Origin of the sequence: Terribacillus aidingensis (genome assembly GCF_040703035.1) — a bacterium.
Lineage (GTDB): Bacteria > Bacillota > Bacilli > Bacillales > Amphibacillaceae > Terribacillus.
Genome location: NZ_CP159996.1, coordinates 3,474,445 through 3,489,838, shown reverse-complemented (window position 1 = coordinate 3,489,838; position 15,394 = coordinate 3,474,445). Strand labels below are relative to the sequence as shown.

Annotated in this window: 11 protein-coding genes, 2 tRNA genes and 1 other annotated feature; of the genes, 1 reads left to right on the top strand and 12 read right to left on the bottom strand. The window is 45.0% G+C overall.

Translation table 11 applies throughout. From position 1 onward, the window contains the following. Window positions 1-16: 16 nt before the first annotated feature. From proC to guaB, 10 genes are all read right to left on the bottom strand, one after another. On the bottom strand, window positions 17-838 hold the full coding sequence (proC, locus tag ABXS78_RS17930; RefSeq protein WP_366248375.1) for a pyrroline-5-carboxylate reductase: 822 nt from the start codon (window positions 836-838) through the stop codon (window positions 17-19). Window positions 839-974: 136 nt separating this feature from the next. Beyond that, window positions 975-1,067, bottom strand: a tRNA-Ser gene (locus ABXS78_RS17925). A 59-nt stretch (window positions 1,068-1,126) separates the two neighbouring features. Continuing rightward, a tRNA-Ser gene (locus ABXS78_RS17920) sits at window positions 1,127-1,219 on the bottom strand. Window positions 1,220-1,281: 62 nt separating this feature from the next. Next, on the bottom strand, window positions 1,282-2,556 hold the full coding sequence (gene serS, locus ABXS78_RS17915; RefSeq protein ID WP_366248374.1) for a serine--tRNA ligase: 1,275 nt from the start codon (window positions 2,554-2,556) through the stop codon (window positions 1,282-1,284). A 49-nt stretch (window positions 2,557-2,605) separates the two neighbouring features. Continuing rightward, window positions 2,606-2,807: a binding site (T-box leader), on the bottom strand. 276 nt (window positions 2,808-3,083) lie between these two features. Beyond that, window positions 3,084-4,412, bottom strand: a complete 1,329-nt coding sequence (locus tag ABXS78_RS17910) for a serine hydrolase (protein WP_366248373.1) — start codon at window positions 4,410-4,412, stop codon at window positions 3,084-3,086. A 108-nt stretch (window positions 4,413-4,520) separates the two neighbouring features. Then, entirely contained in the window at window positions 4,521-5,201 is a 681-nt protein-coding gene (locus ABXS78_RS17905) for a uracil-DNA glycosylase (protein ID WP_366248372.1), read from the bottom strand. Between the two features lie 88 nt (window positions 5,202-5,289). Beyond that, the gene (locus tag ABXS78_RS17900) at window positions 5,290-7,386 is read right to left on the bottom strand and encodes a TRAP transporter permease (protein ID WP_366248371.1); all 2,097 of its coding nucleotides are present in this window, start codon (window positions 7,384-7,386) and stop codon (window positions 5,290-5,292) included. Continuing rightward, window positions 7,383-7,892, bottom strand: a complete 510-nt coding sequence (locus ABXS78_RS17895) for a DUF1850 domain-containing protein (protein ID WP_366248370.1) — start codon at window positions 7,890-7,892, stop codon at window positions 7,383-7,385. Before ABXS78_RS17895 ends, ABXS78_RS17900 begins: the two co-directional genes overlap by 4 nt. A gap of 65 nt (window positions 7,893-7,957) precedes the next feature. Further along, window positions 7,958-8,962, bottom strand: a complete 1,005-nt coding sequence (locus tag ABXS78_RS17890) for a TAXI family TRAP transporter solute-binding subunit (protein WP_366248369.1) — start codon at window positions 8,960-8,962, stop codon at window positions 7,958-7,960. Window positions 8,963-9,120: 158 nt separating this feature from the next. Next, entirely contained in the window at window positions 9,121-10,596 is a 1,476-nt protein-coding gene (gene guaB / locus ABXS78_RS17885; protein ID WP_095222095.1) for an IMP dehydrogenase, read from the bottom strand. Between the two features lie 135 nt (window positions 10,597-10,731). Between guaB and ABXS78_RS17880 the strand changes: the two genes are divergently transcribed. Then, the gene (locus ABXS78_RS17880) at window positions 10,732-11,688 is read left to right on the top strand and encodes a YaaC family protein (protein ID WP_366248368.1); all 957 of its coding nucleotides are present in this window, start codon (window positions 10,732-10,734) and stop codon (window positions 11,686-11,688) included. Window positions 11,689-11,698: 10 nt separating this feature from the next. On the opposite strand, the gene ABXS78_RS17875 is transcribed toward ABXS78_RS17880, so the two are convergent. Beyond that, window positions 11,699-12,781 (bottom strand): HD domain-containing phosphohydrolase, encoded by a 1,083-nt coding sequence (locus ABXS78_RS17875; protein ID WP_366248367.1) that lies wholly within the window; start codon window positions 12,779-12,781, stop codon window positions 11,699-11,701. A gap of 62 nt (window positions 12,782-12,843) precedes the next feature. Next, complete coding sequence (gene gyrA, locus ABXS78_RS17870) at window positions 12,844-15,360, bottom strand: DNA gyrase subunit A (RefSeq protein ID WP_095222089.1); 2,517 nt, start codon at window positions 15,358-15,360, stop codon at window positions 12,844-12,846. Between the last annotated feature and the right edge of the window lie 34 nt (window positions 15,361-15,394).

Below are 15,394 nucleotides of genomic sequence, written 5' to 3'. Positions count from 1 at the left end.
TTCAAAGGCGGATTTTTTATTTATTGAATGCTTGTCCCATTTCCTTCGATCGGTCGGCTGCTGCTTTTATGCATGCTTGAATGGCGATTTTGACGCCTTGCTCTTCTAATACGCTAATACCTGCTGCGGTCGTACCACCAGCACTAGTAATGTTCGCACGCAGCTGAGCTGGGGTTAAATCAGACTGCTCAAGCATCTTCGCAGCCCCTTTGAAGGTCTGGATCAATAGTTGTTTGCCAACATTCTCATCAAGACCGACTTGAGAGCTTGCTTCCTCCAAAGCCTCCATCATGTAATATAGATAAGCCGGACCGCTGCCAGAAATGGCTGTGACAGCATCCATATCCTCTTCTGCTACCTCTACAACTTCTCCAACAGTCTTGAACAGCCTGCTTACATTCTTCATTTCCTCACTACCTGCATGAACTCCTGCAGCGATAGCTGTAGCAGCCTCGAGAATTGTAGCAGAGGTATTAGGCATAGCGCGAACTACCGGCTGATTGAACGGGAGATAGCTTTCCAAGAAAGATGTGTGAATTCCTGCCAATATAGATACAATAACTTGTCCTGGCTCAAGCTTTGCTGCTTTTAAAGACGATAATGCAGCCTCCGCATCTTTCGGTTTCATTGATAGCATAATGACATCAGCATCTTTCAAGAGATCTGTCTGATCACGCGTAACCGTTACACCGTACGCTGTGTGCAATTCGTGCAATCTCTCCTCATTAGCATGATTCGTCAGCCATATATCTTCCGCTGGGAGCAGCTCTACTGTGATCAATCCTTTAACAAGCGCTTCAGCCATTGCGCCTGCGCCTACAAATGCTATTTTCTTCATAAATGCCTCCGTTCCACGTGAAACAAGTTTGTAGTATTATCCGATGCTTCATAATAGAAGTCAATATATAAAAAAAATCGTTACGATGAACGTAACGATTTTATATATCTCCAATTTTATGCGTTTGTAAAATATATGGCGGAGGAAGAGGGATTCGAACCCCCGCGAGCCGTTAAGCCCCTGTCGGTTTTCAAGACCGATCCCTTCAGCCAAACTTGGGTATTCCTCCGTAAGACAAGGACTAATATATCATATAGGATACCAATATGTCAACAAAATATGAAAAAATGGCGGAGGAGGGGGGATTCGAACCCCCGCGAGCCGTTAAGCCCCTGTCGGTTTTCGAGACCGATCCCTTCAGCCGGACTTGGGTACCCCTCCATGCTTTTGTCTCCAAAAGCTATCTCACCATATTTTTAAGTTTGGTGTCAAGGCTGCCGCTTTTAGCGGATTTCTGTTTTACCACCCATATAAGGTACCAACACTTCTGGAATCTTCACGGATCCATCAGCCTGCTGGTAATTCTCCAGGATAGCAGCAACCGTTCGGCCTAATGCCAAACCTGATCCATTCAATGTATGAACGAATTCTGGCTTGCTCTTGTCATCTCGTTTGAAACGGATGCCAGCACGACGCGCTTGGAAGTCCTCGAAGTTTGATACAGAGGAAATCTCGCGATACGTACCACCGCTAGGCAGCCACACCTCGATATCATACGTTTTTGCAGAAGAGAAACCAAGATCTCCCGTACATAATGTAACCACTCGGTGCGGAAGACCAAGAAGCTGCAAGACTTTCTCTGCATGGCCTGTGATTTCTTCCAGCACATTATAAGATTCTTCTGGCTTAACAAATTGAACAAGCTCAACTTTGTTAAATTGATGCTGACGAATCAAACCGCGTGTATCACGGCCGGCAGATCCTGCTTCAGAACGGAAGGAAGCGCTGAATGCAGTGAATTTTTGCGGAAGCTGTTCCCCTTTCAATATTTCTTCTCGGTAATAGTTCGTTACAGGTACCTCAGCTGTAGGAACGAGGAAGTAATCCCAGCCTTCTACCTTGAAAGCATCCTCTTCAAACTTTGGCAGCTGACCTGTTCCTGTCATGCTTGCTCTGTTCACCATATAAGGAGGCAGCATTTCCTGATAACCATGTTCATCAGCGTGAAGGTCCATCATAAAATTGATCAAAGCTCGCTCCAGACGGGCACCTAAACCTGTGTAGAATACAAAACGGCTTCCTGTTACCTTCGCAGCACGTTCAAAATCCAGAATTCCTAAATCAGCCGCAAGATCCCAGTGCGCTTTTTCCTCAAAGTCCTTCTGCTGCACTTCTCCCCATTTACGTGCTTCTACATTATCGTCCTCAGAGTCGCCTACAGGCACGCTCTCATGCGCAAGATTTGGGATAGACAATAATAGCATATCCAGCTCATTCTCCACGCTCCGGAGCTCCTCATCAAATGCTTTGATTTGATCGCCAACATCGCGCATCTCTTTGATTTGGGCATCGGCATCCTGCTTCTCTTTTTTAAGAACAGCAATCTGCTTGGATACCTCATTACGTTTTGCTTTTAGTTCCTCTGTGTCATTGATCAGCTTCCGGCGGCGATCATCCAAATCTCCGAATTTATCTAAGACAGTCAGATCTTCACCCATATTTTTCAGCTTCTGTTTCACTTCTTCAAAGTTTGAACGTAAAAATTTCAAATCCAGCATATGTGCTTCCTCCTTTTTTCTTAAACAAAAAAACATCTCATCCCTATAAAGAAGGGACGAGATGTTTCACCCGCGATACCACCCTGGTTGAAGACAAATAAGTCTTCCGGCTCGACAAGGTAACGGTTTGTACCGGGTATGTTTCCATACCATTCCAGGATGGATTCACTTACAGCTCTGCATCGATTTTCACCAGCCATCGACTCTCTTAAAGCATGCTGTAAGTTACTAGTTCCTATCATCACGTTGTTGTTATTCTTCCTACAGAATAGCTAATTCCAGGTAATTATGCAAGTATGATATGCAATTCCAGCTCTAGCTTCTACATCCTAATAGGATTTTATACGAGAAAAGCGGAAAAGACTCAGTCTTTTCCGCTTTTTCTTCTTCCGCTTTTTTGCTATGTCTAGCTGCAAAGAACAGAAACTGCGGTATAGGCGATTAATCCCTGCATGAGGAAATGCACCTCATTACGGGCTTTCTCACCTATTCCTCCGTTTCTAAGCGTTCTTTTCCGCTTTTCTTAATTAAAACCAGCCTTTAACTGTGTCAGCAACGCTAGTGAAGATTCCTGCGAAGAAATCACCGATTGCGCCTAGGGAGAGCATGAACCAGTTTGATTTCTCTACATCTTCAGATGCTACAACGTCAACAGTATAGGAGCCGCCGTTGATATTGCCTTGGTCATCGCCGTCATAGACAAGTGTCGCAGTTCCGACTTTGTCGCCTTTTTTTACTGGAGCGACCAATTCGCCATCTGCATTCAGCTTGTCCTTATCGACTTTATATTCCAAATGATATTTATCTTCTTCGCCATTCTTCACAGAAGTAGTAACAGCATCTTTTGTTGAAATGGCTACACTATCTTCTTTACCTTTTGCAACTGGTACAGAAGCATGGTCTTTGATTTCTGTTCCTGCTTTATAAAGTTCAGCTTGTTCGAATTGATTGAAGCCGTAATCAAGCAGCTTTGCAGTTTCCTGGAAGCGTGCTTCCTCACTGGCAGACTTCATGACAACAGTTATATATCGCTGTCCATCACGTTCAGCCGTACCTGTGAAGCAGTAGCCTGCTACGTCTGTATGACCTGTTTTCAAACCATCCATGCCTTCATAGCCGTAAGCTTCCAAGTAGCCAGGCATGTTTGGAAGCATCCAGTTCCAGTTCGTGATTTGTTTACCGTCAAAATCTGTTTGTGTAACGCTGGAAACCTCAAGTGCTTCTGGGTGATCCTTGATCAAGTTATAAGCCAGAATACCAGTGGACTTTGCAGTCATTAGGTTTTCATCGTTCACATTTGTTCCCTCTGGTCGGTTATCACCTAAGTCAGAGTTAGAAAGACCGGATGAATTAACAAATTTATAGTCCTTCATACCAATGTCTTTCGCTTTTTCATTCATCATCTTGACGAATTCCGTCTCACTGCCGCCGACAAGCTCTGCAAGTACTATTGTTGCGGCATTATCGGAGTTAATAGCCATCGCGTTATAAAGGTCGCGAACTGTATAATCCTTGTTCTGCGTAAGTCCTGTACCGGAAAAGTCTGTATTAGAGGAAATACTGTACGCATAATCGCTCACTTGTGTTGTCGTATCCCAAGAAATATCTCCTGCTGCAATAGCATCCAAGATGAGATATTCCGACATCATCTTCGTCATACTTGCTGGAGGTAAAGTGAGATCTGCCTGCTTCGCATATAATATTTCACCAGAGTTGGCGTCTATTAGAATTGCGGATTCCGCTTTAATATCCAAGCCTTCCGCAGCTTGAGTGTCTAGTGGCTTCGCTAGAAAAGTGTTAAACGTAATCAGCATCGCGAGCAAACCGATCATCGATGCTTTCAAAAGATGTTTCAAAGTCTTCCTACCTCCACAAAAATATAGAATCGATACTGTGCATCCCCGCTATTTTACCATAGACAATAGGCAGAGGGGAACGTACTTTATACCGATTCTACATTTTGTTCACAGGTCTGGAATACACCAGTCAATTGGCTTCAATCCATTATTTTCTAATATCTCGTTTGTCTTGGAAAATGGCTTGCTGCCAAAGAAACCACGTCTTGCTGATAGCGGACTTGGATGAACCGATGTAAGTGTATAGTGCTTCTCCGTATCAATCAGCTTCTGCTTTTCTTGGGCATGTTTCCCCCAAAGAATGAAGACAACAGGATCCTGCTTCTCATTCAATGACTCAATGACTCGGTCTGTGAAGTGCTCCCACCCTTTACCGCGGTGCGATGCTGCCTGGTGAGCTTCTACTGTCAAAGCGGTGTTCAAAAGCAGCACGCCTTGTTCAGCCCAGCGCTTCAAATACCCATGTGTCGGAATCGGACAGCCAATATCATCTGCCAGCTCCTTGTAGATGTTGACCAGTGATCTCGGGATAGCTACCTCGGGCTGTACCGAAAAACTAAGACCATGTGCCTGATTAGGGCCATGATAGGGATCTTGTCCTAAGATGACAACCTTTGTATCGGCAAATGAAGTTACTTGCAATGCTTCGTAAATATGGTGCATATCCGGATAAATCGTCCGTTCCTCATATGCTTTTTTTAAAAAGCTTCGCAGTTCCTTATAATAGTCTTTCTCAAATTCACCCTGCAGAATATCTTGCCAGTCATTATCAATTAGTTCTTTAACCATGTCACTCCACCTCCAGGACATTGTATCAGACCTATATCCGAATAACGTAACGAAAAAAAGCCACCCTCATGAAAGGGCAGCTTCTAATTCAGCTTGCAACCGGCTGATTCATTTCAGATCTTTTATACATGTACTGGATTGCGATTAGAGCAGCGAAAACAACTAAACCAGCAATACTGGTCCAGACTCCCGGGTAGATCAAGGCTAAGCCGGCAGCCAACGCTACTAGACGCTCTGGCCAATACAATCTTCGGAACCAATAACCGATCATTCCGGCACCAATGACTATCATGCCAAGAAAAGCAGTCAGGAATATCCAAGCAACCTCTAGATAATTGCTTGTGCCAACCAGCAGCAGTTCCGGGGCAAAGACGAACATATACGGAATGACGAAAGCGGCAATGGCCAGTTTTGTCGATATGACCCCGGTGGCAATCGGCCGTCCTCCAGACATACCTGCTGCTGCAAAAGCTGCCAAAGCAACCGGTGGTGTAATATCAGCCATGATACCGAAATAGAAAACAAACATATGCGCTTGCAGATCACTGACTCCAAGCAGGATGATTGCTGGTGCAGCAATCGTCGATGTAATAATGTAGTTGGCTGTCGTCGGCGCACCCATACCAAGAATGAGGGATGCGATCATCGTAAAGAACAACGTCCAAAATAGCTGTTCATTTGCAAGACCGACCAAGCTGTTCGCAAGGCTCAGACCAAGTCCTGTTTTTGTAACGACTGCAACGATGATCCCGGCTGCTGCAGTCGCTGCAATTACACCGAGGGCAGTTCTTGCACCGTCCACTAATGCTTCAATTGTCTCCATGAAGTTACGGTCGAAGAAATAGCTGACAACGATAGTTGCAATGGCTGCGATGATCAAACCATTTTGAATGGACATGCTACCGGTTACACCGCTGTAAATCAAATAAGCAACTAGTACAACCCCGAATACGATTGGGTACAGATGACGGTAGACTTCTTTTCTGATTAACGCGACAAGCACACATGTAACGATCCCATACAGTGCTGCTCGCATGATGCTGAGACCCGAGCTCAGATAAAACACCATAGCGATTATGGGAAGCAGCAAATATAGTTTGCTTAAAACTTCCTTTTTGTTTGGAAGTTCTTCTTTTTTGAGGCCTCTCAATCCAGTTCGCTTCGCCTCAAAATGCGTCATGATCCAGATGCCGGCAAAATAAAGGATAGCCGGTATGATTGCCGCTTTGGCAATCGTCCAATAACTCACACCGATAAATTCGACCATCAAGAAGGCTGCGGCCCCCATTACAGGCGGCATGATTTGACCTCCTGTAGAAGAAGAAGCTTCGACGGCACCTGCGAAGTTCTTGGAATAACCAAGTCTCTTCATCATTGGAATGGTAAAAGATCCCGATGTTACAACGTTTGCTACCGAGCTCCCGCTTACCGTACCTTGCAGTGCACTGGAGAATATCGCAACCTTCGCCGGGCCTCCAATTCTCCTTCCGGCTACAAGTAATGCTAGATCATTGAAATACTGCCCTACGCCAGTCTTTACCAGGAATGCACCGAATAAAAGAAAGAGGAAAATATACGTTGCCGATACACCGATCGGCGTACCGAGCATGCCCTCTGTTGTGAAGAATAGGGAGTTGACGAGTGTATCTATATCTACTCCTGGGTGGACGATGAAATCAGGAAGCTGCCTGCCCCAGTAAGCATATGCCATGAAGAGGATGGCGATGATGATGATAGGCAGCCCGACAGTACGTCTTGTCGCTTCCAGAACGAGCAGGACCGCTATTCCTCCTGTAACGAAATCCAGTGTAGTCATCTGCCCGCCTTGGGCAATGATGTTGTCATACATGACCGGCCAATAAGCACCTACATAAAATCCAAGTGCAGCTAACAGATAATCATACCAGGCAATCCGTTTATCCTTGCTTTTACGTTTTGCCGGGAATAACAGATAAATCAACACAAGCCCGAATCCTAAGTGGACGGATCGATGAATCTGAGTCGGTACATTTCCATATGTAGCGGTATATAACTGGTACAAGGAAAACGCGAGCAATAAGAAAAAGACGACAGTAGCCATGATTCCTGTGAGCTTTCTGAAATTTGATTCGGTATCGTATTTCTCAATCAGCTGCTGTTGTTCTTGTTCCGATAATACGTCAATGTTCGTAGCTTTATCGTTCATTCAAGCAGTTCTCCTTTCCATAGCTCCCATAAATTTGTGTATTCTGCTTGGATTTTAATGGAGACACCTGGTCCGATATTGTCTTGGAGAGAATAGCTGTGCTTCTGATAGACCAGCTGGTGATTTGCCACCACTTCTCCGATTGTCAGGTTAAGAGCATCCTGATAGCCCTTCATATTCCGGATATAATATTTTCCACCTTTCATCTCGAATGTTTCACCTGGCTTGGCATTTGCTGGCATGCCGACTGCAGTATCTTCGTAGACAAGCTGAAAAGGATATAATCTTGTTTGCTTGATTGTGTACTCTTCCGTCACATCTGAACGATGGATGGAATGGGTGTATCGGATACTCACATGCGCTTCATCCTCGACCGGTAAATAAGCCAGGAGACGCTCACTTTGCAAATCTTTACAGGCGAGTATATGCCGGAAGGGGACAAATATGTACAATGCAACTAGTGTTATGATCAGTAGACTGATCATAAAAATGATGCGAAATCGCAATTCTGTACACCTGCTTTTGTAAAAAAAACGCCGGTAAACGAGCTACCGGCGTTTTCTGTATTCAATCAGGAAGAAGGCAGTTCCACTCCCGCTTCCTCCAAATAGCGCTGGGCACCTGGATGGAATGGAATACTTACACCATCAGCAGCTGTTTCTGCTTTGATTAATTCTGCCTTTTGATGGCCGATATCTCCTGTATTTTCATACAATGCCTTTGTCATGTTATAAACGAGTTCCTCATCCATACCTTCTGTAGTTACAAGCATTGCATTTACAGAAACTGTTTCTACAGGCTCCTCCAAGCTGTATGTTCCTGCTTCGATCGTGTAAGGAGCGTAATAAGGCTTCTCTTCGATCAATTGATCCACTTTATCTTGATCCAGCCCTACAATCGTGACTGGAGTCGTTGCTGAAAGACTTTCTACTGCCCCTGTCGGCGTACCAGCTGTAATGAAAGCAGCATCAATGGTACCATCCTGCATACCAGCTGTTGATTCACCGAAATCAAGATTCTGGACTTCGATATCTTCCACTGTCATGTCGTAGATTCCAAGGATATCTTCTGCACTTGCATTCGTTCCTGATCCTGGGGCACCAATTGAAACTGTTTTGCCTTTTAAATCTTCCACTGTCTGTATGCCGCTATCTTCCGTAGCGACAATCTGGATCGTTTCCGGATACAAAGAACCAATGGCCTGGATGCTATCGATTCCTTGACCATCAAACATCAACGTTCCTTCCGATGCATACGCAGCAATATCAGTCTGGCTGAACGCGACGATATCATCATTTCCTTCACTCAATTTATTCATATTCTCCACTGAGGCACCAGTAGAGGTAGCTGTCGCTTTTACATCATCCACATTGGAATTTAGAATCTCCGCGATACTTCCGCCAAGCGGATAATATGTACCTTCTGTTCCGCCTGTGAGCAGCGTGATGAATTGCTGTCCGCCTTCTTCCTCACCGGAATCCCCTGAACCCCCGGCTGTTCCCCCTCCACAAGCGCTGAGTATAAGTGCTAACAACGTCATAAGTACTACTGCTGAAAGTGATTTCTTCATTTTCATTCGTTCATCTCCCCCTTGAGATTAATAATTCTCCATAACGTTAGCAAACCCTCCCTACTTTTACAATATTATTTATATTGCAAAAAATCTGTTTATTTGTTAGATTATGTACTATAAAAAAGAAACGACGCCGATTTTGGCGTCGTTTCAAAATATGATTAGTTTACGGAATAGTTCGGTGCTTCTTTTGTGATTTGGATATCGTGCGGATGGCTTTCGCGCAATCCTGCACCAGTCATACGGATGAACTGTGCATTTTCACGGAAGTAATCAAGATCAGGAGCACCGCAGTAGCCCATGCTGGCGCGCAAGCCGCCAAGCAGCTGATGGACTGTATCGGAAAGTGATCCTTTGTATGCTACACGGCCTTCGATGCCTTCTGGTACCAATTTCTTCGCTTCTTCTGTTTCACCTTGGAAGTAACGGTCCTTGGAGCCGGATTTCATTGCACCGACAGAACCCATACCGCGATACACTTTATATTGACGGCCTTGGAAGATTTCAGTCTCACCAGGGCTTTCTGTTGTACCTGCAAACATACTGCCGAGCATGACAGCATGTCCGCCTGCTGCGATCGCTTTAGCGATATCACCGGAATACTTGATTCCGCCGTCAGCAATGATAGCGACACCATGCTTTTCAGCTTCCGCTGCACAATCGTACACAGCAGTGATTTGCGGTACGCCTACACCAGCTACAACACGTGTTGTACAAATGGAGCCTGGTCCAATACCAACTTTTACGACGTCAGCACCAGCTTCAATCAGCGCACGCGTACCTTCAGCTGTCGCAACGTTACCAGCTATCAAATCTACTTCAGGGAACTTGTCCTTGATCGCTTTCACCTGCTCCAAAACACCTTTGGAGTGACCATGCGCTGTATCAACAACAAGTACGTCTACCCCTGCGTCCACCAGTTTACTGATGCGGGTCATTGCATCACCAGTAACCCCAACAGCAGCTCCTACTAACAAACGTCCATGTTTATCTTTAGCAGAATTCGGGAACTCAATCACTTTCTCGATATCTTTGATCGTGATCAAGCCTTTCAGCACACCATTTTCATCGACAAGCGGCAGCTTTTCGATTTTATGCTTCTGAAGGATTTTCTCTGCATCATCCAATGTAGTTCCAACAGGTGCTGTCACCAAATTTTCTTTTGTCATGACATCGGAGATCGCGATGGAATAATCCTGTACGAAACGAAGATCGCGATTTGTCAGTATACCGATCAGTTTCTGCTCTTCTCTGTTGTTAACGATAGGTACACCTGAAATGCGGAATTTACCCATCAAATGCTCTGCATCGAATACTTGGTTTTCCGGGCATAAGAAGAATGGGTCTGTGATAACGCCGCTTTCAGAACGTTTAACGCGATCCACCTGCTCTGCTTGCTCTTCAATGGACATGTTTTTGTGAATGATACCAAGTCCACCCTGTCTAGCCATTGCAATCGCCATGCTTGCCTCTGTTACTGTGTCCATTCCTGCACTGATCAATGGAATGTTCAAAGTGATATTTTTCGTCAATGCTGTCTGGAACTTCACATCACGTGGCAGAACCTCTGATTTCGCCGGTACAAGCAAGACATCATCAAAAGTTAAACCCTCTTTTGTAAACTTATCTTCCCGCATGTTCATCCTCCTTTTATCATGAAATGTTTATATATGGTTAAAATACTGCTATTAAAACCTATTGTTACTTACAATACGCCAAGATGCGCGGTTTTTCAACTATATGAGCACGTAAAAATCACTGGAGGATTCTGTATGCATGATGAAAACGTATCCACTTTTCTTTCCTTCCTCGAGGCAGAGGATGCAGCTCTTTCCTTCCTGCAAAAAAGCTACCAGTATCTTGGAATTCCAGACGCCGAAGCACGGAGCTATCAGAACATTTCTGCCTTCCTTGCCTATCTGGAACACGGTAAATCTTATTATTCCCATGGAAAGAACGCCCCGCTGCTTATGAAACCTGTCTTATTATTTTACGGAATGACCCATTTTATGAAGGCGAGTTTGCTGCTGACGCGTCCAGCCTACCCAGAATCCACAGCAGATCTTTCCCATGGGTTATCGTCTAGAAAGCGAAAGAAGCGCGACTATCAATTCAGCTTAGATGAAGTTTTATTGCAGCAGCGCGGCTTATTCCCGTATTTTTCACGTCATGTTTGTAAGAGAGAATTTCATAGCATCAAAAAGGTTTCCATGGGGGATATGTTCGGATTAGTTCCGGAACTGTATGATCTTCTTTCGCTGCAGGAGGGAAAGCGCAACCTGACAGAAGCTAGACTGGAAAAGGATGTACTTATTCTGCCGGATTGCTTATTAGACGAGTTTCAATATACAAAACGTCGCTTCTTGGAGTTCCTGGAATCTTTCTCTTTTAAAATCACAGGACAGGAACAGCTAACAATGCAGCAGCCTGATTCGCTGTGGCAAGCTGCTGGGCCGCTTTATTCAAATCCGGTAAAGGGCCAATACTACTTTGTCCGGCAAAGCTGTTGGAGCAACTTTCATGAGTGCATGGCGCATTATGCACTGCTGTACAACCTAAGCATGATTTGCCGCTATGAAGCAGAGTGGTGGACAGATCTGCTTCATGTCAACCGGCACAATGAATATCCGCTCATTGTCCGGTTTCTGGAGATTACTGCAGAAAAATTCCCTTTATTGATTGGATCCTATATGCTGAAGCATTTTCAGGATATAAAAAAAGCACGCTGATCAGCGTGCTTCATGAGATGATTTGTTCGATTCTTATATGCTGCATATCAGTCAATGCCTTTACTTGACCAGTCTCTTGCTCACGTACCATCGGCCTCGTCGGATGGTTATGATCGGTATAGACAACCTCCGCAAACTCCCCGGATGATAATTTGACAGTCGTGTTTTGCTGGGCATCGACAAATGCCTGGGTAAAGTTCTGGATCATTGCTGGATCAAATCGTCTGAACTGCTCCTCCAGGATAATATCCAGCGCTTTATACGGTGATACAGCAGCCTGATAAGCACGTTCGGTTATCAAAGCATGATATGTGTCACAGATGGAAAGGAGACTTGCAAAGGAATGAATCTTTTCCTTCGGTAATCGCAATGGGTAACCAGCTCCATCCGCCCGTTCGTGATGCTGGAGAATGGCAAGCTTCGCTTTCGACGAAAGGAGAGAAGCTTGCTCGACCATCCGATAGGAGAAGGTTGGATGCTTTTGGATGTCTTCCCAATCAGTATCCTGCAAACGTCGTTTCTGGATGTGATACGGCTGCTTAAGTTTAGCCATACCGCAATCTGCCAGATAAGCAGCTAAGCCGATTTGCTTGATGTCCGCCTCAGGAAAACCTGCTTTTTGTAAAACAGCAGCCACAAGTGCAGCGGTACCAGTCGCGTGTTCCGGCAAATAATCACTATGCGTTCTGTATGCAGGCAGATTGAACACATTTCCTTCCCATTCACTGACCTTCTCCAAAACAGGAAGAATGTGTTTGCGAAGTGCAGCTATATCGACAGCGGAGCCATGCTGCCATGCATTGAACTGCTTTTGATAGCTTTCAACTGCGGCTGCATAGGCATCCAGGAAATGCACTTGTATATCGGCTGGCTGAACGCTTACAGTCTCCTTTTCGGGAACGAAACTGCTGCCATCCTCTAAGCGAGCTGCAACTGTTACTTCTTTTACGAGCATTTTTTGCAAATAAAAGATTTCTGTATCTGTCAGGACTGTCTTACTTTTTACTAGCGGCATACCGCTTTTTCCTAAAACATCGGCTGTTACGATACAGCCGGAAACGAGCTGATTGGCTGAGACGATCATATTCTGCATCCTTTCATCCAAAGGTTATGTAAAAAAAAGCATTCCCACTATGGGAGCGGGAATGCTCAATATCATACTTCTTCTGTATCATCAGTCTCTGATACTACTGGTTCCTCCAGCATATCATCTGAAACTGCTTCTATTTCTTCCTCTTGCTCTTTATCAATCCGAGCAACAGTTGCTACTGCTTCATTCTCCTGAATGCGAATCAGAATCACACCCTGTGTATTACGGCCAGTAGTCGAAATACTGGAAACTGGCATCCGAATCAATACACCGGAGACTGTAATGATCATGATATCTTCCTCACCGGTAACCGGCTTAGCTGATACCATCTGTCCCGTTTTATCCGTGATTTTGGATGTAAGGATCCCTTTACCGCCACGGTTTGTGATGCGATACTCTGACTCAGGTGTTCGTTTGCCGAAACCTTTTTCAGTAACATTCAAGATATCGACACCTTCATCGATTATATCCATGGACACAACCGAATCATCTTCTCCGCGTAAGGTTATTCCTTTAACCCCAGCAGCAGTACGGCCCATTGGTCGGATTTGCTCCTCAGGGAATCGGATCAGATAACCATTCTTCGTCGCGATCATGATATGTTTATGGCCATCTGTCATTCGAACAGAAATCAATTCATCATCCTCACGCAAGTTCAATGCAATTAGACCGCCCTTACGGATATTGGCGAATTGAGATAAAGTCGTCCGTTTGGAGATACCTTGTTTGGTTGTGAATATCAAATACCAGTCATCAGCGAACTCTTTGACTGGAATCAAAGCATTGATCCATTCGCCTTTTTCGATTTCCAGCATATTGATGATCGGAATTCCTTTTGCTGTACGGCTGAATTCCGGCACTTCATAACCTTTCGCGCGATATACTTTTCCTTTGTTCGTGAAGAAAAGAATCGTATCATGTGTGCTTGTGGAAATTAGGTGTTCAACGAAATCATCTTCATTCGTTCCCATACCTTGGATTCCACGGCCGCCGCGTCCTTGGCTGCGGTACGTGTTTGAAGGCAGACGTTTGATGTAACCTTGATGCGTCAATGTGATAACGACGTTCTCGACAGGGATAAGTGCTTCATCCTCAATAAAGTCAGTACCGCCAATGACGATTTCTGTACGGCGATCATCACCGAAACGTTCCTTGATCTCAGTCAATTCTTCCCGAATGATCTCAAGCACCTTCTCTTCATCTGCAAGAATTGCTTTAAGCTCCGCGATTAAGCTAACCAGCTCCTGGTACTCATCTTCGATCTTGTCGCGCTCCAAGCCTGTCAGGCGCTGCAGACGCATATCAAGGATTGCTTGTGCTTGCTTGTCAGAAAGCTCGAAACGCTCTATCAATGCATCACGGGCGATATCTGTTGTCTGGGATCCACGGATCAAGCTGATGATCTCATCAAGATTATCCAGGGCAATCCGTAAACCTTCCAGGATATGTGCTCTTGCTTCTGCTTTGCGCAATTCGAATTCTGTTCTGCGGCGAATGACAACTTGCTGGTGATCAAGATAATGTGTCAAAGCCTGCTTCAAGTTCAGAATCTGCGGTTTGTCATCTACAAGGGCAAGCATATTGATCCCAAAGGATGTCTGCAGGGCTGTATGCTTGTACAAGTTGTTCAGAATGACATTCGGGTTCGCATCACGGCGAACCTCGACCACAACGCGCATACCGTTTCGGTCGGATTCATCCCGAAGGTCTGTAATTCCTTCAATGCGCTTATCACGAACAAGTTCAGCTATTTTCTCAACAAGACGTGCTTTATTCACCTGATATGGCAATTCATGTACAAGAATGGTCGATTTGCCGTTATCATGCTCGATAATTTCTGTCTTGGCACGAATTGTTATCGAACCACGGCCCGTTTCATATGCTTTCCGAATACCGCTGCGGCCCAAAATCTGAGCTGCAGTAGGGAAATCCGGACCGAATATATAATCATCCATCAATTCCTCAATAGTGATATCCGGGTTTTTACTGAGTGCCAAAACCGCGTTGATTGTTTCATTCAGGTTATGCGGCGGAATATTTGTTGCCATACCAACCGCAATACCAGAAGCTCCATTCACGAGCAAGTTAGGGAATCGTGCTGGCATTACGAGCGGCTGTTTCTCAGAGCCGTCGTAGTTATCGCCATAATCGATTGTATCCTTGTTGATATCACGCAATAGCTCCATGGATATCTTGGACATCCGTGCTTCTGTATAACGCATTGCCGCTGCAGAGTCACCGTCCACAGAACCGAAGTTTCCATGTCCGTCTACAAGCATATAGCGATAGCTGAAATCCTGTGCCATCCGGACCATCGCTTCGTATACAGCTGTGTCGCCATGCGGATGATATTTACCGATTACTTCCCCGACGATACGGGCTGATTTCTTATATGCCTTATCAGCATGCATACCCAGATCATGCAATGCATAAAGGATTCTGCGATGCACCGGCTTCAAGCCGTCTCTTGCATCAGGCAATGCACGCGCTACGATAACGCTCATTGCATAATCAAGAAATGATGTACGCATTTCCTGACTTATATCTCTTTCTTGCACACTTGGACGTAATTCATCCGCCATGCGAAAACCTCCTGTCAAATTGCCGGAAACAATA